The sequence below is a fragment of the Paenibacillus sp. FJAT-27812 genome (assembly GCF_001273905.1).
GTDB lineage: Bacteria > Bacillota > Bacilli > Paenibacillales > Paenibacillaceae > Pristimantibacillus.
In genome coordinates this window covers 2,024,473-2,043,310 of the sequence record NZ_LIGH01000001.1, presented here as the reverse complement: position 1 = coordinate 2,043,310, position 18,838 = coordinate 2,024,473, and the positions used below count along the sequence as shown (strand labels likewise).

The following is an 18,838-nucleotide window of genomic DNA, read 5'->3' as shown; positions in this document are numbered from 1 at the left end:
GCTGGGACCATAATGACTACGAAGCAGCAACTGGAAGTAATCGCAACTGATAAAGCGCCTGCAGCGATTGGGCCTTATTCGCAAGCGATAAAACTGGGAGGATTATTGTTCACTTCGGGACAAATTCCATTAGATGCATCTGGACAGCTTGTAGAAGGCGGAATAGAAGAACAAACCCATCAAGTGTTTCGTAATTTGGAGGCTGTTCTTGCGGCTGCAGGCGCCGGCTTTCAGGATGTAGTAAAAGCTACTGTATTTATGAAGGACATGAATCAATTTGCAACGGTAAATGGCATTTACTCGTCGTACTTCGGAGAGCATAAACCGGCTCGATCAGCCGTTGAGGTCGCGAGGCTGCCAAAGGATGTTTTTGTCGAAATAGAGGTCATTGCATCGACTCTTGTCGAATGAAAACGAAAAAGATTTAATTGTAAAAAAATATTTTAAATACAGCATGATTTTTCCAAAAATGTAGAAGGAATTGGCACAAAAACGTGGAAGTATACACCAAGTCTCTGATAGACAAAGGTGGTGAACACAAGTGCAAATTACTGATGTCAGACTCCGCCGTGTAAATTCCGAAGGGCGTATGAAGGCGATCGCATCCATTACTATTGATAATGAATTCGTTGTTCACGATATTCGTGTCATCGACGGAAACAATGGTATGTTCGTTGCAATGCCAAGCAAACGTACTCCGGATGGAGAATTTCGGGATATCGCTCATCCGATCTCTTCAACCACCCGGGAGAAAATCCAGGCTGCTGTTCTCGCAGAATATGAGCGTGCAGCAGAAGAAGTTGCGATTGAAGAAGGAGCTTAACCAAAGCATTTCATGAATTTTGGGGTTGTTTGGAGAAGAGAGCCATGGCTCTCTTTTCTTTTTTTTTGCAATAGAGGAACATAATCGTATAATGGAATATAATAAAGCTAGTATTTTTGTAGATGGGTTTAACTGTGTTTATTATTCATAGTAGATTTAGGAGGTCTTTCATTTGAAAGTGATGGCGATTGTGCTTGCAGCCGGACAGGGCAAGCGTATGAAATCGAAATTATATAAAGTGCTTCATCCGGTATGCGGGAAGCCGATGGTTGGTCATGTGCTTGATGTTGTGAAGGAAGCGAAAGCGGAGCGCTCCGTTGTGATCGTAGGGCATGGTGCGGAAATGGTTAAGTCCTTTTTGGGCGACAGCGCGGAATATGTGCTGCAGGAGCAGCAGCTAGGTACGGGCCATGCGGTGCGTCAAGCTGAAGGCTTGCTGGGCGAAGAGGATGGCACGACGATCGTTATTTGCGGAGATACGCCTCTCGTACAGGCTTCCACGATTAGCGCAATGCTTGAGCTGCATGCATCAAGCGGTGCGGCTGCTACGGTGCTTACGGCATCATTTGATGTTCCTGCCGGCTACGGGCGCGTTATTCGCGGCGAGGATGGAACGGTGCAGCGCATAGTCGAGCAGAAGGATTGTTCGCCGGATGAGGCGGCGGTTAAAGAAATCAATACAGGCACGTACTGCTTCGACAACAAGAAGCTGTTCGCAGCGCTTGCGAAGGTAACGAGCAACAACGCGCAGGGAGAATTTTATTTGACCGATGTTATCGGCATTTTCCGCGAGGCAGGCGAATCCGTTCAAGGCTACTGCACTTCGGATTTGGCGGAGGCCATTGGCGTGAACGACCGCGTTGCGCTTGCGGAAGCGGAGCGCTTCATGCGCGAGCGTATTAACCGCAACCATTTGCTTGGCGGCGTTACGCTTATCGATGCTTCTTCGACTTATATAGAGGCAGGGGTACAAATCGGTTCGGACACGGTTATTTATCCGGGTACGGTGCTGCGCGGATCAACGGTTATTGGCGAGGATTGCATCATTGGTCCTCAAGCTGACATTGCGGACAGCACAATCGGAGCAGGCGTTACGATTAAATATTCCGTTGTGGCGGAGTCTGTCGTAGGCGACACCAGCTCGGTAGGTCCTTACGCTAACTTACGCCCAGGCTCGAAGCTTGGCGTTGGCTGCAAAATCGGCGATTTCGTTGAACTCAAAAACGCAACGTTGGACGATGGAAGCAAAGTGTCGCATCTGAGCTATGTAGGAGATGCCAAGGTAGGCAAAGACGTGAACGTTGGCTGCGGTGCGATTACGGTCAATTATGACGGCTATAATAAATTTGTTACAGAAATCGGCGACAATGCGTTTATCGGCAGCAACGTCAACCTCATTGCTCCCGTGAAGATCGGCGATGGCGCTTATGTCGTTGCCGGATCTACAGTAACGCATGATGTTCCGGCTGGCGACCTCGCGATTGCGCGCGAGCGCCAAGTGAATAAACCAGGTTATGCGGACAAGATTCGCGGCCGTGCCAAAGCGAAGAAAGAAAAGAAGCAGCAATAAATACGACGCAGCTAAAAGATGCAGGACGAATTCGTAATGGCGAATTCGTTGCTGCATCCTTTTTTTGTCTTCTTTTATTAGTTGTTTAATATTTGGCAGCAGTGGGTAAGTTATAGGGAAATGCATACGAAGCGAGTTTTTGCTTCACAAAACTTTTAGGAGGTAATCAATATGGCGATAGCGATGAACGCGGATCAACGAACTGGCACGACGAAAGGTGAGTTGCGCCAATTGCGGCTCCAAGGGAAAATTCCGGGCGTTATTTACGGAAAACAATTAGATAATGCCGCTCAGGTAACTGTAGATAGCAAGGAGCTGCAGGCGCTGCTTCGGTCCCATCCGAACGCGGTGCTTGAAATAAATGTTCCATCACATGGCAAAACATCGGTTATGATCTCAGAAATCCAGCGTGATTCATTGAGCCGTCAAGTGCTTCATGTTGATTTCCACCAAATCAACATGAACGAAAACGTGCGTGCTAACGTTCGGATTACTGCGGAAGGCGATTCGCAGGGAGTAAGAGAAGGAGGCATTCTTCAAGTGATTTTGCATGAGCTTGAGGTGCAATGCTTGCCTGGCAACATTCCTGATTCCGTATCCGTAGACATTTCCGCGCTAGCGATAGGCGAGAGCGTACTCGTAAGCGATTTGAAGCTGCCTAAGGGCGTTGAATCGCTTGCTGAGCCGGAGCAGGTCGTCGTGACGATTCTTGCGCCGCAGAAGGAGCTTACGGAGGAAGAAGCAGAGGATGCGGCTGTGGAGCTTGCAGAGGCGGAATCCCGTTCCAAGGAAGCGCAGCTTGAAGGCATTAAGAGTCTGTAATTCCAACCTTGCAAAATACAGTTGCGAATTTGAATGGCGCCGCCCTTTACTAGGGCGGCGCTGTTTTGTCATTAGGCGAGGCTGGCGCTATCTATTCTCATTTTTAACTACGTTTAAGCCGTTTACGCTTGCAAGAGATTATGATACATTTGTCCGTAAAGGAGTGGAGCAAGCAATGAGGTGGATTGCAGGACTTGGGAATCCCGGTACGGCTTATCAGGGAACCCGGCACAATGTTGGATTTATGGTTATTGATGAGCTGGCGAAGCGCTGGGGCATTAGCGTTACGCAAAGCAAATGCAAAGCTTTAATCGGAGAAGGCAACGTGCAAGGCACGAAGGTTGTCCTTATTAAACCGATGACATATATGAATTTGTCAGGCGAGTCTGTTCGGTCTTTTCTCGACTATTTTAAAGCAGATGTGCAAGATGGCTTGATCGTTTACGATGATTTGGATACGGAGATCGGAAAGCTTCGGCTTCGTTATCAAGGCAGCGCAGGCGGGCATAACGGCATTAAGTCGCTCATTCAGCATCTGGGCACGCAGACGTTCGACCGCGTTCGGATGGGCATCTCCCGTCCGCAGCCAGGCATGAACATTGCGGATTATGTGCTGTCCACTTTTCCGAAGAGCGAAAAGGAGAAGCTGGATGCGATGATCATGGATGCATGCGATGCGATTGAGTTCAGGCTGAAAGCGCCATTTGAAGAGACGATGGCAAAGTTTAACCGATAATCTGTTAGATTACGGGATTACGGGCATACTGAAGGGTATAACGACCCTTCAGGAGGCATACATATGGCTGTAAACTATATTTGTCGGCATTGCAGAACGTCAATTGGATCCCTCAGCGGGTCAAATATAACCGAGCACCAGCTTGGTTTCCATTTCTTGACCCCCGAAGAGCGCAGCGATATAATAGCGTATGACCCAAATGGAGATGTAACGGTAAAAGTGGTTTGTGATTATTGCCGCGAGGCGATCGACGCGAACCCGGAGCTTCATTTGGTAACTAGCCCTCTTCAATGACGGAAAGTGAATAGTATGAGCCTTAGCGGATGGCTGAGGCTTATTTTCAATGTACAGGGAGCGATCGTAATACTCTTTCGATTGTGTATAGAAACGGGGTGTCGCAACGTTGAAAGCTTTAATTAATGCTTTTGCCGCGGATACGGACGTTCAGTCCGTCATATCCGGTATTCGTAAAGGCATGCGCGAACAGATGATATCTGGGCTCGCAGGCTCTTCCAGGCAGGTGCTGATTGCTGCGCTGCAGGAGGATGTAGAGCGTCCAATGCTCGTTGTGACGCATAATATGTTCGCTGCGCAGAAGATTGCAGAGGATTTGCAGGAATGTCTTTCACCAGAAAATGTTTTATTATATCCCGCGAATGAGCTGGTTGCTGCAGAGGCGGCGATCTCGAGTCCCGAGACGCTAGCGCAGCGAATGGATGTGCTGATCAAGCTATCCAAGGGCTATCGCGGGATTGTTGTCGTGCCCTTCTCAGGGGTTCGGCGCTATTTGCCAATAAGCAGTGTGATGGCTGAGGCGCAGATAGAAGTGAGCATAGGCGATTCGCTGCCGATTGATGCGTTCCTCAGACAAATGACAGCGCTTGGCTACACGAGAGCCGACCGAGTGGAATTGCGCGGCGAAATGAGCGTTCGCGGCGGTATTGTCGACTTCTATCCGTTAACGGCCTCGCAGGCGTACCGGATTGAATGGTTTGGCGATGACGTTGATTCCATTCGCGCCTTTGACCCTGCGGATCAGCGCTCTTCCGATCGCTTTGAGTCCTACGTGGTTCCGCCATGCCAAGAGCTGATGGCTGATGGACACCGTATGGAGGTTGCGGCTAATCATGCGCAGAAGCTCCTTGAGAAGCAGCTCGACAAAATGACCGACCGCACAGCGAAGGAGCGTCTTCGTACGGAACTGGGCGGAGAGCTTGAACGGCTGCGCGAGCATGTATATTTTCCGGAAATGTACAAATATATTTCGCTTCTATATCCCGAGCGGCAAACGATTCTCGACTATATGCCAAGCGATACGCTTCTCATACTAGACGAGCCAACGCGTTTGATAGAGACGTCCAAGCAATTGGAGCGGGATGAGGCGGAATGGTCCATGCACTTGCTGCAAAACGGCAAATCGCTGCCGGATCTTGCGCTTGCGCGCGATACGGAGGAGATTTTGCACCATCGACCGTTTCCGACGCTATTTCTATCCTTGTTCCTCAGGCAAATCCCGCATTCGCAGCCGCAAAATATTTTGAACATGACGAGCCGCTCGATGCAAAATTTCCATGGGCAAATGAATGTCCTTAAGGCAGAGATGGAGCGTTGGCGCAAAACTGGCGCAACCGTCATGATGCTGGCCGGCAACGCGGAGCGCATGGAGAGAATGCGCCGCGTGCTCGACGACTATAGCATCGAGACGCCTATCCTGCTTGAGGGTAATTTGCAGTCCGGATTTGAGCTGCCTTCCTCTCATCTCGTCATTATTACCGAGGGCGAAATGTTCTCCCAGAAGCAGCGCAAAGCAAGAAGATTGGATAAGAAGGTCGATAATGCAGAGCGTATTAAGAGCTACACGGAGCTGAAGGTTGGCGACTACGTCGTTCACCATAATCATGGTATCGGCAAATACGTAGGCATCGGTACGCTTGAAATAGCAGGCATTCATAAAGATTATTTGCATATTTTGTATGCTGGCGGCGATAAGCTGTCCGTTCCGATCGAACAAGTCGATATGATTCAGAAGTATGTCGGCAACGAGGAGAAGGAGCCGAAGGTCAATAAGCTCGGCGGAAGCGAATGGACGAGAGCGAAGAGCAAGGTAAAAGCCTCCGTACAGGATATCGCCGATGATTTGATCAAGCTGTATGCAGAGCGGCAGACCGCGCCGGGTTATGCTTTCGGACAAGACACGTCGTATCAGAATGAATTCGAGGCCATGTTCCCGTATGACGAGACGCGCGATCAGCTGAGAGCTATAGAAGAGATTAAAAAGGATATGGAAAAAACCCAGCCGATGGATCGTTTGCTGTGCGGAGACGTTGGTTACGGCAAAACCGAGGTTGCGATTCGTGCTGCTTTCAAGTCGGCTATGGACAGCAAGCAAGTAGCGGTACTCGTTCCGACGACGATTTTGGCGCAGCAGCATTACGAGACATTCCGCGAGCGGTTCTCGGGTTATCCGATTAACGTTCAGGTGCTTAGCCGTTTCCGATCCCGCAAGGAGCAGAACGAGACGATGAAGGGACTGAAGACGGGAACGGTCGATGTTGTCATTGGCACGCACCGCTTGCTGTCGCAGGATATTATTTTCAAGTCGCTTGGGCTTCTTATCGTCGATGAAGAGCAGCGGTTTGGCGTATCCCACAAGGAAAAGCTAAAGAAGCTGAAAACCAATGTTGACGTGCTTACGCTGACGGCTACTCCGATTCCGAGAACGCTGCATATGTCGATGCTAGGCGTGCGCGATCTGTCGGTTATCGAGACGCCGCCGGAGAATCGTTTCCCCGTGCAAACTTATGTAGTCGAATACAGCCCGTCCCTCGTACGCGAGGCGATTGAGCGAGAGCTTGCGCGCGGAGGTCAAGTCTACTATTTATATAATCGCGTTCAAGGCATCTACCAAATGGCGGAGCAAATTAATGCGCTCGTTCCGGGTGCTAGAGTTGCGGTCGGCCATGGCCAAATGTCGGAGCAGGAGCTCGAGAAAACGATTCTCGATTTTCTTGATGGCGAGTCTGACGTTCTTGTCAGCACGAGCATCATTGAGACGGGCGTCGATATCCCGAACGTCAACACGCTAATCGTACATGATGCGGATAAAATGGGACTTTCCCAGCTTTACCAGCTACGTGGCCGCGTAGGGCGCTCGAATCGCATTGCGTATGCGTATTTTACGTACCAAAGGGATAAGGTGCTTACAGAGGTCGCAGAGAAGCGTCTGCAATCGATCAAGGAATTTACAGAGCTTGGCTCGGGCTTCAAAATCGCGATGCGCGATCTATCGATTCGTGGAGCGGGCAATTTGCTAGGCGCGGAGCAGCATGGGTTTATTGCCTCTGTCGGCTTCGATATGTATTCGCAAATGCTGGCCGATGAGATTGCGAAGCGCAAAGCAGAGATGAGCGGCGAGGAAATGAAGGAAGAGAAGCCGGTCAGCACGCTTATTGATGTCAGCATCGATGCTTATTTGCCTTCCGATTACATTTATGACAGCATCCAAAAGATCGAGATTTACAAAAAAGTTGCCGCTATTCGCAATTTTGATGAAGCGGATGATGTGATTGATGAGCTAGTGGATCGTTTTGGCGATTTGCCGCAGGCGGTTAGCAATTTGCTTGCTGTAGCTAGGCTGAAGGTATACGGCACGATGTATGGCATTGAACAGATTAGCGGCAAGGGGGATGACCTGGTGCTTCGTTATGCTGCCTCGGAGAAGCGCCGGATTGACCGGAAAAAGGTGGATCAGCTGTGTTTGAAGCATGAGAACCGCTTTAAGCAGGGCAGCGAGCAGGAGCCGAATCCAACGATTTTGCTGCGCGGCAAGGGATTGAATATGGAGCAGAAGATTCATATGATCGAGCAATTTTTGCAGGCCTATAAGGATGTTCTTCTATATAAGGACGAATTGCAAAATGTGTCGCCATAGACAAGATTCGCTTTATGCGTCCCTTTTCTGATACAATACAAACAAGCTCAAAAGATGAAAGGGGATTCAACATGTTACACAGTTCACGCAAATCGGCATGGCGCAAAGGCGCGCTGCTTATCGTGGCAGTTGTGCTGGTCATGACTATGGCGGCATGCGGCGCGAAAAAGACAGAAATTGCTACCTATAAAGGCGGCAATGTGACAGATACGGAATTCAACAAGTATTTGGATGTATTTACGGTTATGCAGCCAACGTACGCGCAAATTATCGAAATACCGCAATTTAAGGAGCAGTTGCTCCAACAGTATATTTCCTACAAAATTTTAGGCAGCCGCGCAACGGAGGAATCCGTTAAAAAGGCTGAATCCGATGTTAAAGAACAAATGAAACAATATAAAGATGCATTGAAAAATAATGCGGAGCTCAAAACGGCTGTTGACGCGAAGAAATTAAAAGATAAAGATATGGAGAACTATTTGCTGCTGACATCTAAAGTTGTCGCACATATGAACTCCCAAGTAAAAGATGAAGATATGAAAACCGAGTATGAAAAGAACACGGTTAACTATGCGCTAGTTACGGTTCGTCATATTTTGGTAGCGACAAAAGATCCTTCATCCCAAGAAGGCAAAGAGCTTCGTACGGCTGAAGCAGCTTTGGCGCGTGCCAAAGAAGCGAAAGCTAAGCTGGATGCGGGCGGCGACTGGGCAGCCGTTGCCAAAGATTTCTCCGATGATACAGGCTCCAAGGAAACTGGCGGCCTCTATGCAGACAAGATTAACGGCGACTGGGTTGAAGGCTTTAAGCAAGCAGCGTACAAGCAAGAGATCGGCGTTACTGGCGATCCGGTAGAAACAGAGTTTGGTTACCATGTCATTAAAGTAGAGAAACGTGACGCACCCGCTTTTGACAAAATCAGCGACACGGTCAAAGACAAGCTTAAGAGCACGATTTCCTATGAGCTTATGAACAAGTTCATGACGGACGAGCTTCCTAAGCAAGATATCGTGATTAAGCTTCCTAAGACGGAAGAAGAGACTCCGGCAAGCGACGCGCCTGCGAGCGATGCTCCTGCCGGCAGTGAAACTCCAGCAACGGATGCACCGGCGACAGATGCGCCTGCAACGAAATAATTGCAGCAACCTGTTATTTAGACCCTTTAACCAACTGCTGGTTAAGGGGTCTTTTTCTGAAAATATGTAAAGTAAGGGTTGATTGCACGGTGAACACAAACCACTATTTGCTGCGTGAGGCGATGATTGTCGTATTGAAATCTCCTGGAACATCAACCGAGATGAAGATCGGCGCGCCTACGTTATTTATGGTTAGCGAGGGCAGTGGAACGATGACGATTAATGATTCCGTCACCGAGCTCAGCTTTGGCTGCCTCTTGTTTGCCCATGCCGGAGCAAGGGTGTTCATGACCAGCACGGAATCTGCCGACTTGCGCCTAGCTGAGTGAGGTTTTACGGTCCGATGAGACCGTAGGCGCTTATGAAATTGCAGATGGCAATGTTTTTGCGCTTAGCACGCAGGATCGCGGCGCGTATGCACTATATGAGGTGCTGGGGCTTCCTGCTCCTAATTCAATAAAACGGCATGTAATTGAGGCGGGAAAAAGTAAAATGATCGCTTCAGGCGAGCTTTCAGCCTATGCAGCCGACCATATGGTCGTGAGTATCTATGAAGAGGGCGGAATGGAGAAAACAAACCGGTTGTTGGCAAGCGATGCTTGGCGCAACCTTCCGGCTGTCAGAGAAGACAGGGTATACGCGATACCCGTCACGAAATGTTTCGCGAATGATGGCGTATCCTTGCAAAAGCTGACAGACATGCTCGTCGATATGCTTCATTCTCGCCAAAATCAAAAGTGACAATAATCCATATGACAAGGTGACTTTTATCTATAGACGGCAGCTATCGCTATTTGATATACTTCTAATGATAATGATTCCCATTATCATTAATAAGAATCAATCGTTGAACGTAAATAGGGAGGCTCACCATGTTAAAGAAGAAATCGTATTTGATCGTTAGCGCTATTGTCCTTATGTTGTCAGTTCTTGTATCCGCGTGCGGCGGAGGGAACAATACAAACGGCAATGCTGCTGCTAACGCGCCTAAAGAGAGCGAAGCGCCGGCAGCAACGGAAGCGCCTGAGGCACAATTCCGCAGTTACGAAACGGCAAAGGGAGCGGTAGAAATTCCGGTGAAGCCGCTAAAAATAGTTACGGATTATTACGGAGGCGAGCTGCTTTCGGTAGGCGCCAATGTTATTGGTGTTGAGCCTACCGCTTTCGATAATCCGTTTCTGAAGGAGAAGCTTAAAGGTGCAGCTGACGTAGGCGCGCCGGTTAACGTAGAGAAGGTGCTGGAGCTACAGCCAGACCTTATCGTCGTGATGTATGACGAGAACTATGAGGCCTTGTCTAAAATAGCGCCGACGATTCATATTCCTTACGGCACGGCTACGAATATTTATGAAACGGTAAAATTGTTTGGCGACATCGCAGGTGCGCCGGATAAAGCGGAGCAGTTTATTGCTGAATTCGATAAAAAAGCTGCTGAAGGCCGCGAGAAGCTTAAAGGAGTCGTAGACGAGAATGCAACCTTTGGCCTTTACGAGCTAACCGATAAAGGCGAGCTGTGGATTTTTGGAGACAACGCGGGTCGCGGCGGTCAGGCCGTCTACAACGCTTTGAAGCTGAAGATGCCGCATATTAGTAAGAGCACGGAGGAACAAACGATTCAATTGTCGCTCGAGGCATTGCCGGAATATGGCGCTGATTATATGTTCCTAACGACATACGACCCCGAGAAAAAGGGCGAGGAGCTGGAAAAATTGAAGGCTTCAGGCGTATGGAGGGGTCTTAAGGCGTCCAAAAACAACAATTTGTTCTATAATGATTTTGATACGTTCTACCGTTATGATCCCATTGCTATAATGGGACAAATCGATCTCTTCGTTGACATGCTTGTGAAGCGTGCGGAAGAGAACAAGAAATAAATGTGATCGAATAATCGTACGAGCCCATTTTAAGGCATGAGCCTTGAGGTGGGCTTTTTTTACGCGCAAGAACCTAATGTCATAATTTCTATCATAAATTACCGTTTTCAATCATATATGAAAATGTAATCTATCCAAAATGTCATTATACATAACATTAAGCATAGAAAAATCCCCCAAAAAGCCCATTTTTCAATAAAATTTTATCCTTTAAAATTTATATGTAAACTATATTGACATCCATATAATGGGCAAACTATAATGAAAGCACGAACATTGGAAGTCTATTCCAAGGGATTGTTCGGATATAGAGACAAATATAACAATTTGGGGAGTGGGAATATGAAAAAGAGAATGTTTTATCAGTTTAGCTTGTTGCTTGTGGCATTATCGCTAGTATTGGCGGGCTGTGGAGCTAGTAACAACAAACCAGCATCTACGAATGGGGAAACGGATAAGGCAACAAATACAGCAAATACGGGAGCAAGCGCAGAGGGGGAAATTAAAGTAGGAATTTTGCACTCGCAGAGCGGCACGATGGCCATAAGCGAGGTGTCGGTAATCGATGCGGAAATGATGGCGATTGATGAGATTAATGCCGCTGGCGGCGTATTGGGCAAAAAAATCGTACCCGTTCTTGAAGACGGAGCATCGGATTGGCCGACCTTCGCAGAGAAAGCCCGCAAGCTGATCTCCGAGGATAAGGTCGCGGCGGTGTTCGGCGGATGGACATCTGCTAGCCGTAAGGCGATGAAGCCGGTATTCGAAGAGCTGAACGGCTTGCTCTGGTATCCGGTGCAATACGAAGGCCTTGAATCTTCCCCGAATATTTTCTACACAGGCGCAACGACCAACCAACAGATCGTTCCTTCGGTTTCGTGGCTGCTTGAGAACCGCGGCAAAAAGTTTTACTTGCTCGGATCGGATTATGTATTCCCTCGCACGGCAAACCTCGTTATCAAAGAGCAGTTGAAGGCTGAAGGCGGCGAGTTGGTTGGCGAAGAATATACACCGCTTGGCCACACGGATTACAGCACGCTGATCAGCAAAATTAAAGCAGCAAAGCCGGATGTCGTATACAACACGCTTAACGGCGATAGCAACGTCGCTTTCTTCAAGCAATTGAAGGATGCAGGAATTACGGCAAAGGACTTGACGACCTTGTCTGTATCGGTAGCAGAGGAAGAAATTCGCGGTATCGGCGTCGATGTGCTGGAAGGTCATTTGGCGGCATGGAACTACTACCAAACGACGGATACGCCAGCAAACAAAACGTTCGTCGAAAACTACAAAAAGAAATACGGTGACGAGCGCGTAACGGCAGATCCGATCGAAGCTGGCTACACGGCGGTTTACTTATGGGCAGCAGCGGTTGAAAAGGCAGGTTCTATAGAAGTGGATAAGGTGAAGGAGGCGGCAAAAGAGCTGGAGTGGGATGCTCCAGAAGGCAAAGTGAAAATCGATGGCGCTACACAGCACATTTACAAAACGGTTCGGATCGGCGAGGTGCAAGCTGACGGTCAATTCAAGGAATTGTGGAATTCGGGCGAAGCTGTTAAGCCTGATCCGTATCTGAAGGGTTATGATTGGGCGGCAAGCATTCAACCAACGGAATAATTCATAAGCAGGTCATGGTCTAATACGCAGCAATACATGGGGGAGTATTCGATCGCTTCGAATGCTTCCCTTCTGTTTTATCGAAGCGGTGATGACGGCTGATGTTCATGCATGAAAGGAGTGGTCATATGGAAGTGTTTCTGCTGCAGCTATTTAACGGCTTGAGTATTAGCTCTATTTTGCTTCTGGTGGCGCTTGGGCTAGCCATTACGTTTGGCTTAATGAAGGTCATCAACATGGCGCACGGCGAGTTGATTATGATTGGAGCTTACTCCACTTATTTAACGCAAAACCTATTCCATGATTATTTGCCAAAATCGATGTTCGACTGGTATTTCGTGCTCGCCGTTCCGGTTAGCTTTGCGATTGCGTTTTTGTTTGGCCTCATTCTCGAAATGTCTCTTATCCGTTTCTTATACGGACGTCCGCTGGATAGCCTGCTTGCGACATGGGGCGTTGGTCTTGTGCTGCAGCAGCTTGCGAGGTCGATCTTCGGCGCGCCAAACGTGGCGGTTACAAGTCCGGCATGGTTAAACGGCGGCTTAAAGATTATGGATGGAACTCTGCTTCCTTATAAACGGCTTTTTATTATCGCACTCGTTATTGCCTGCTTGGTGGCGATGTATTTCTACATCTACCGCAGCCACGAGGGAAGAAGGATGCGCGCGGTTATGCAAAACCGTGACATGGCAGCATGCCTTGGCGTATCGACGCGGCGGGTTGATTCGATGACATTTGCTATTGGCTCCGGAATTGCCGGAATCGCGGGTTGTGCGTTAACGCTGATCGGGCCAATAGGCCCCTCGCTTGGCACCTACTATATCGTCGACGCGTTTATGGTCGTCGTGCTTGGCGGCGTCGGCAAGCTTGTCGGAACGGTTCTAGGTGCTACGGGGATCGGCATGTTCAATACGCTGTTTGAGTATTGGACGAATGCATCGCTTGGCAAGGTGCTGGTGTTTGTCTGCATAGTGGCTTTCCTTCAATGGAAGCCAATGGGGCTCGTTGCGATGCGTTCGCGGTCGCTTGATTAAGATAAGGAAGGTGGGACGCTCATGCGATTGCAAAAGTTTACGCCTCAGCGAATATGGATACTGATTGGATATGCCGCTGCGGCTGCCGCGCTATTCTCGGCACCGCTCTTTGTAAGTGATTTTCGGCTTAATCTGCTGGCGAAATTTCTAGCCTTTGCTATAGTTGCGCTTGGGCTTGATCTAATATGGGGCTTTACGGGGATATTAAGCCTCGGTCACGGCATTTTCTTCGGGCTTGGCGCGTATGCGATGGCGATGTATTTGAAGCTGGAAGCAAGCGGGGGGAGGCCGCCGGATTTTATGGGCTGGAGCGGCCTTAAGGAGCTTCCGCTGTTTTGGCAGCCATTCCAAAGCTTCTGGTTTGCGGTTGCGATGGGAATTGCGATACCTGCACTGCTCGCGCTGGTGCTTGGTTATGTCACGTTCCGCAACCGGATTCGCGGCGTGTACTTTACGATTTTGACGCAGGCGCTCGTTATTATTACGACAACGCTGCTCATTGGCCAACAAGCCTTCACGGGCGGGACGAATGGAATAACAGGCTACTCTACCGTGCTTGGATTTTCGATTGGCTCACCGGATACGAAGCGCGTGCTTTACTATATTACGGTCGCTGCACTCATTGGCATATTCATATTTTGTCGTTTCGTAATTGGCAGCCGTTTCGGCAAAGTGCTTCGCGCGATTCGCGACGGCGAGAACCGCGTTCGATTTATTGGCTACAACCCAGCGATTTATCAAATGGTGGTGTTTACGATCTCTGCCGGAATTGCGGGTATTGCAGGCATGCTGTTCGTGCTTCATGTCGGCATTATTTCCCCGTCCATGCTCGGCATTGTGCCTTCGATAGAAATGGTGTTGTGGGTGGCAATTGGCGGTCGTGGAACGCTCGTTGGCGCAGCGCTTGGCGCCATTCTAATGAACTGGGCAAAAAGCGAGTTCAGTACGGCGTATCCCGAAGGCTGGCTGTTCTTTATGGGCTTGCTGTTCGTGGTGGTCGTCGTGTTTATGCCAAAAGGCGTCGCGGGTTTGGTTAGCCAATTGAAATTCCGCAAAAAGAGGGGGGAACCGAAGCATGAAGGAGTCCGCAATCCTGCTGTGTGATGATGTGACGGTTGATTTTGACGGGTTTAAAGCGATCCAAGGGATGAATTTGCAATTGGAAAAAGGCGAGCTGCGTTTCCTGATCGGCCCGAATGGCGCCGGCAAAACGACGATGCTGGATGTGATCTGCGGCAAGGTGAGGCCAACGGCAGGCCGGGTAACGTTTGGGGGCAAGGTGGACATTACGAAGAAGAAGGAGCATCAGATCGCAGAGCTTGGCATCGGCCGCAAGTTTCAAGCGCCTTCGATCTTCCCGTCTATGACCGTTGCTGAAAATTTGGAGATCGCCATGCGGCAGAAGCGCGGCGTATTGGCCACTCTCTTCGCCAAGATGGAGGAGGAGCAGCGCGCGCGAATCGACGGTCAGCTTGTGATGATAGGTCTCCAGAAGAAAGCGGAGTGGCGGGCCGGCGGTTTGTCGCATGGCGAGAAGCAGTGGCTGGAGATCGGTATGATGCTGCTCCAGGAGCCGGAAATATTGCTGCTTGATGAACCGGTAGCAGGGATGACGGACAAGGAAACGGATAAGACGGGCGAGCTGCTTCATCAAATTGCCCGCAAGCGTTCGATCGTTGTCGTTGAGCATGATATGGAGTTTGTCCGCAACTTTGCGAGCAAAGTTACGGTCATGCATGAGGGACGGCTGCTTAAGGAAGGCACGATGGATGAGATTCAGCGGGATGACCGCGTAGCTGAAGTGTATTTGGGGAAAAGGCGGGATGCCGATGTTAGCCGTTCAACAGCTTGAGGCCGGATATGGAGAAAGCATTATTTTGCGAGACGTATCGCTAAAGGTGAAGCAAGGGCAGGTTGTCTGCCTGCTTGGGCGCAATGGGGTCGGCAAGACGACGCTTATGAAAAGCATTATGGGGCTGCTGAAGGCAAGGGAAGGCTCCGTATCGTACAACGGAACGAATCTGACGAAGAAGGCGCCGGGGCTGCGGGCAAAAAGCGGAATCGGCTACGTGCCGCAGGGCCGCGAAATATTTGGTCAGCTGTCGGTCTATGAAAACTTGCTGCTCGGACTCGAAGCCTCGCGGTCGAAGGCTGCCGCTATTCCGGAGGAGGCAATCGCCAAGTTCCCGGTGCTTCCGACTATGTACACGCGCCGCGGCGGTGATCTCAGCGGCGGGCAGCAGCAGCAGCTTGCATTCGCAAGGGCGCTTGCCTCAAAACCCGAGGTGCTGCTGCTCGATGAACCCTGCGAAGGGATTCAGCCCTCCATCGTAGATGATATACGGGATGTTATTCGGTCGATTAAAGCCGATGGCAGGACGGCGATTCTGCTGGTGGAGCAAAGCTTGGAGTTTGTGAAGAGCGTCGGCGACTACTTCTACGTGCTTGAGAAGGGCGCGGTCGTATGGGAAGGCGGCTTGGAGTCGCTGAGCGATGAGGTTATTCGCAAATATTTGACGGTATAAGATTGGTTCGGTTTAAAACAATGGAAAACGAGCCTTAGAATCGCTTCTAAGGCTCGTTTGGCATGTCTTCAGTAACTCAAACCCCGCCTGTACCTCGAATTATTGCAGCTCGGCACAAATAACGGGAATTTCTCCAGCTAATTTTTCAGTAAAAGAATGGACCGAGCATTTAGCTGGAAAATCTCCAGTTAAAATGAGCGTTAACGCATCAAGCGAGGTGAGGGATAGAGAATTAGCGGGAGAAAATCCATCTAAAGCTGATTTTCGCCGGATATTTCTTGATTTAACAGGAGGTTTTCCTGTTCATTATTCAGGCAGCGGTGTTCTCTGTCCGTTGGAGCAACAGATCGCCCGGAGGCTAGCATCTGCTGCAAGTCATGCGCCCCTGCTTACGGCAAGAGGACTGAAGAATGATGCGTTTTCGTTGTCCCCTTGCGAGTTTCAGTTGGGGCGCTGATACAGCGTGATTTTACAAATGCTTTTCGACTACCGCTTGGTAAAGAGATTTGGGGCGCAGCCCGACCAGCTTATCCATCGCCTGCCCATCCTTATAGACGATAACGGTCGGCGTGCCTAACACGCCTGCTTCTGAGGCGGATGCCGGCAAATCCTCGCAATTCACCTTCACGATACTGACTCTGCCGTTCATCTCCTGGTCGAGCTCATCTAATACTCCGAGCAGTGTCTTGCAAGGCGGGCAAAAAGGCGCGCTATAGTCGACAAGAACGACGCCCTCGCTAACGATCGACTTCAGCATGCTGTCTGATTCCGCGTTCATAATGGCCATCTGTATTTCCCTCCTTATTCCTATTCATCATTTCCTTGCTCTTGCTGTCCAAGAAAGGCGATTCGGTCGATCAAATTCGCTTTAATTTGGTTCAGCTCAACAATTTGCCGCTCGATTTCGGCCAACTTTTTGCGGTAAACCGGCATCACTTCAGTGCAAAATGCCTCTTTATTTTGAAGCACGCAAGTAAGAAAACCGGCAATCTGCTCCGTCGTTAAGCCAAGATTCAAATAAAGCTTGACCGTCTCCACCGTCTCTATCGTTAGAGGCGTATATTCACGGTAACCGTTAGGCTGACGGACGGATGTGATCAAGCCTTGCTGCTCGTAATAGCGCAGAGAACGAATGCTGACGCCTGTTGTCCGCGATAATTCACCAATTTTCATAGCAAGCCCCCGGGTTTATGAGAATGGTATAGTATCAGTATAAACAGTGACATTAATGTCAGGGTCAATGATTATTTTGAAAAAACAGAAAACATCAATGGCTGATTAAAGTCTTCCAGTAGCTCCAAGCCTTCAGGTAGTCGGATAAATCTTGCGGATGATGCTTGAGGCAAATCGCTATGCGGTAATAAAGCTGAATAATGACTTCTTCAACGAGCTTCGATTGTGAAATGCCGGTATGATGCAGCAAGCTGAACGCGGGCATTAACGTTTCTAGATTTAAATCATCAGGAGATGAGCAGAAAGCGTAAAGGAAATCATAGAGCGGAGGGCCGATAATCGGTGAAGGGTCGATAACTCCGGTTAGAGCATCCTGTTCAAAGACAAAATTGTGGACGCCGCAATCGCCATGAAGCAGAAATCTGTCCTGTTCCTCGCCTAGCGCAGTATTTTCTACAAATGACTTTACGACGGAGTAATCCTCCAATGACAGATAGCTCCCCACCTGATTCCGAGCATATTCCACTGCAAGAGCTAGAAAGTCACGCCATGTATCGCAAGGCTCCTCCAGCCAATACCCCCATTTATCTGAATCGCTGAAGCGTTTGTAATGGTTGATAAGCCCGCTTGCCAAAATCGTCAGCCATTGCGCCTTCGAGCCGCGTTTATAATCGGTTGTTCCTGTAAGATAGGAATAAACAAAAAATGCGTTATCAGGGGCTATGTAGATAAGCTTAGGCAAAAGAGGGCTGTCCCTATAGGTTTGTTTGAACTGTGTGACTAAAGAGATGTGCTGCGGATGATCGAGCTTTAACACGTATTTTGGCGCTTCGTTAACTTGAACGGTGAAAACAAGCCCGTCCGTCGTACCGTCCATTTGATTTTTAACCTCGGAGCGGCTGTCGATTACTCCCTGCGTGCGAAGGTTTTGAACGATATCATTCACATTAAGTTTTATTGTCATGTTTAGAACCTCCGATTCAACATTCAACAGCTAACGATTAATTTTGCGTAGTGTTCGTGTATTTTTCAACCCAATGTTCACGCCATTCTTGAAAAGGTTGATCCTGAAGCTCCTCTAAGGTCTTGCCGTCTATCGACCAATAGCCGCCGTCCGACGCGTCGCCGTGTGGGTGCGAGGTTCCTCCTATTGGTTTGTGATCCGCCACATAGACATAAACGTCGACTTTTTCTTTGCTGAGCGGGTGATTGGTTACGATGAACTTTTGGACTTGAATGGTTTTGCCAAAATAATCGGAAGGATCGGCGGACTGTAAACCCCAATATATCATATAGGGCAGCTCAATAATTTTTTGCTTCGTTAGCTCATATAGTATCCTTTTTGCTCGAGATAGCTCTGAGGCTCGGACCGCTCTAACGTTGCGTTCTTTTCGCTCGTACAGCCGGTGGAAAAGGAAAGCATGAAAAGGATCAAAACATATTTCAAAGCAATCACCCCAGTCTTCTTCTCTCGTTTCTTGTGACGAAAGCCAACCGATTATTGTTGCGAATAGGCATAAGTAATTTAGCGGAGAGGGATTGCTTATATTTGTAAAAAGTGATATCATTTTTATATCAAAATAATATAGTGGATGAT

20 protein-coding genes are annotated in these 18,838 nt (G+C 49.0%); 16 read left to right on the top strand and 4 right to left on the bottom strand.

The window, feature by feature from the left end; translation table 11 throughout:
- Positions 1-12 precede the first annotated feature (12 nt).
- The 16 genes from ADU23_RS08765 (at position 13) to urtE (ending at position 16,068) form a co-directional block, all read left to right on the top strand.
- Entirely contained in the window at positions 13-411 is a 399-nt protein-coding gene (locus ADU23_RS08765) for a RidA family protein (protein WP_053373385.1), read from the top strand.
- Positions 412-541: 130 nt separating this feature from the next.
- Positions 542-823, top strand: coding sequence for a septation regulator SpoVG (gene spoVG, locus ADU23_RS08760; protein ID WP_028609566.1), 282 nt, complete (start codon positions 542-544; stop codon positions 821-823).
- Between the two features lie 172 nt (positions 824-995).
- Positions 996-2,393 carry a bifunctional UDP-N-acetylglucosamine diphosphorylase/glucosamine-1-phosphate N-acetyltransferase GlmU gene (gene glmU, locus ADU23_RS08755; RefSeq protein ID WP_053373384.1) on the top strand — a complete coding sequence of 466 codons (1,398 nt, stop codon included), beginning with the start codon at positions 996-998 and terminating at the stop codon, positions 2,391-2,393.
- Between the two features lie 171 nt (positions 2,394-2,564).
- Positions 2,565-3,215 carry a 50S ribosomal protein L25/general stress protein Ctc gene (locus ADU23_RS08750; RefSeq protein ID WP_053373383.1) on the top strand — a complete coding sequence of 217 codons (651 nt, stop codon included), beginning with the start codon at positions 2,565-2,567 and terminating at the stop codon, positions 3,213-3,215.
- A gap of 175 nt (positions 3,216-3,390) precedes the next feature.
- On the top strand, positions 3,391-3,951 hold the full coding sequence (gene pth, locus ADU23_RS08745) for an aminoacyl-tRNA hydrolase (protein WP_053373382.1): 561 nt from the start codon (positions 3,391-3,393) through the stop codon (positions 3,949-3,951).
- A 63-nt stretch (positions 3,952-4,014) separates the two neighbouring features.
- Complete coding sequence (locus ADU23_RS32030) at positions 4,015-4,245, top strand: anti-sigma-F factor Fin family protein (RefSeq protein WP_076271278.1); 231 nt, start codon at positions 4,015-4,017, stop codon at positions 4,243-4,245.
- 109 nt (positions 4,246-4,354) lie between these two features.
- Positions 4,355-7,882, top strand: coding sequence for a transcription-repair coupling factor (mfd, locus tag ADU23_RS08740; protein WP_053373381.1), 3,528 nt, complete (start codon positions 4,355-4,357; stop codon positions 7,880-7,882).
- A gap of 71 nt (positions 7,883-7,953) precedes the next feature.
- A complete protein-coding gene (locus tag ADU23_RS08735) occupies positions 7,954-9,018 on the top strand; it encodes a peptidylprolyl isomerase (RefSeq protein WP_053373380.1) in 1,065 nt (354 codons plus the stop codon).
- An 89-nt stretch (positions 9,019-9,107) separates the two neighbouring features.
- A complete protein-coding gene (locus ADU23_RS08730) occupies positions 9,108-9,347 on the top strand; it encodes a hypothetical protein (protein ID WP_053373379.1) in 240 nt (79 codons plus the stop codon).
- 163 nt (positions 9,348-9,510) lie between these two features.
- Positions 9,511-9,759 carry an ABC transporter substrate-binding protein gene (locus tag ADU23_RS08725; RefSeq protein ID WP_053373378.1) on the top strand — a complete coding sequence of 83 codons (249 nt, stop codon included), beginning with the start codon at positions 9,511-9,513 and terminating at the stop codon, positions 9,757-9,759.
- Positions 9,760-9,890: 131 nt separating this feature from the next.
- Positions 9,891-10,892, top strand: a complete 1,002-nt coding sequence (locus tag ADU23_RS08720; protein ID WP_053373377.1) for an ABC transporter substrate-binding protein — start codon at positions 9,891-9,893, stop codon at positions 10,890-10,892.
- Between the two features lie 342 nt (positions 10,893-11,234).
- Positions 11,235-12,509 carry an urea ABC transporter substrate-binding protein gene (gene urtA / locus ADU23_RS08715; protein WP_053373376.1) on the top strand — a complete coding sequence of 425 codons (1,275 nt, stop codon included), beginning with the start codon at positions 11,235-11,237 and terminating at the stop codon, positions 12,507-12,509.
- 128 nt (positions 12,510-12,637) lie between these two features.
- A complete protein-coding gene (urtB, locus tag ADU23_RS08710; protein ID WP_053373375.1) occupies positions 12,638-13,543 on the top strand; it encodes an urea ABC transporter permease subunit UrtB in 906 nt (301 codons plus the stop codon).
- A 21-nt stretch (positions 13,544-13,564) separates the two neighbouring features.
- The gene (gene urtC, locus ADU23_RS08705) at positions 13,565-14,647 is read left to right on the top strand and encodes an urea ABC transporter permease subunit UrtC (RefSeq protein ID WP_053373374.1); all 1,083 of its coding nucleotides are present in this window, start codon (positions 13,565-13,567) and stop codon (positions 14,645-14,647) included.
- Positions 14,619-15,395, top strand: coding sequence for an urea ABC transporter ATP-binding protein UrtD (gene urtD / locus ADU23_RS08700; RefSeq protein WP_053373373.1), 777 nt, complete (start codon positions 14,619-14,621; stop codon positions 15,393-15,395). Before urtC ends, urtD begins: the two co-directional genes overlap by 29 nt.
- Positions 15,373-16,068, top strand: coding sequence for an urea ABC transporter ATP-binding subunit UrtE (urtE, locus tag ADU23_RS08695; protein ID WP_053373372.1), 696 nt, complete (start codon positions 15,373-15,375; stop codon positions 16,066-16,068). The genes urtD and urtE overlap by 23 nt, the downstream gene beginning before the upstream one ends.
- A gap of 469 nt (positions 16,069-16,537) precedes the next feature.
- Here the strand turns inward: urtE and ADU23_RS08690 are convergent, their stop codons facing one another.
- The 4 genes from ADU23_RS08690 to ADU23_RS08675 form a co-directional block, all read right to left on the bottom strand.
- On the bottom strand, positions 16,538-16,855 hold the full coding sequence (locus tag ADU23_RS08690; protein WP_053373371.1) for a thioredoxin family protein: 318 nt from the start codon (positions 16,853-16,855) through the stop codon (positions 16,538-16,540).
- Positions 16,856-16,875: 20 nt separating this feature from the next.
- Positions 16,876-17,241, bottom strand: coding sequence for a MerR family transcriptional regulator (locus ADU23_RS08685; RefSeq protein ID WP_053373370.1), 366 nt, complete (start codon positions 17,239-17,241; stop codon positions 16,876-16,878).
- Between the two features lie 94 nt (positions 17,242-17,335).
- Positions 17,336-18,205 (bottom strand): phosphotransferase, encoded by an 870-nt coding sequence (locus ADU23_RS08680; RefSeq protein ID WP_053373369.1) that lies wholly within the window; start codon positions 18,203-18,205, stop codon positions 17,336-17,338.
- 37 nt (positions 18,206-18,242) lie between these two features.
- Positions 18,243-18,533 carry a DUF4830 domain-containing protein gene (locus tag ADU23_RS08675; protein WP_053373368.1) on the bottom strand — a complete coding sequence of 97 codons (291 nt, stop codon included), beginning with the start codon at positions 18,531-18,533 and terminating at the stop codon, positions 18,243-18,245.
- Between the last annotated feature and the right edge of the window lie 305 nt (positions 18,534-18,838).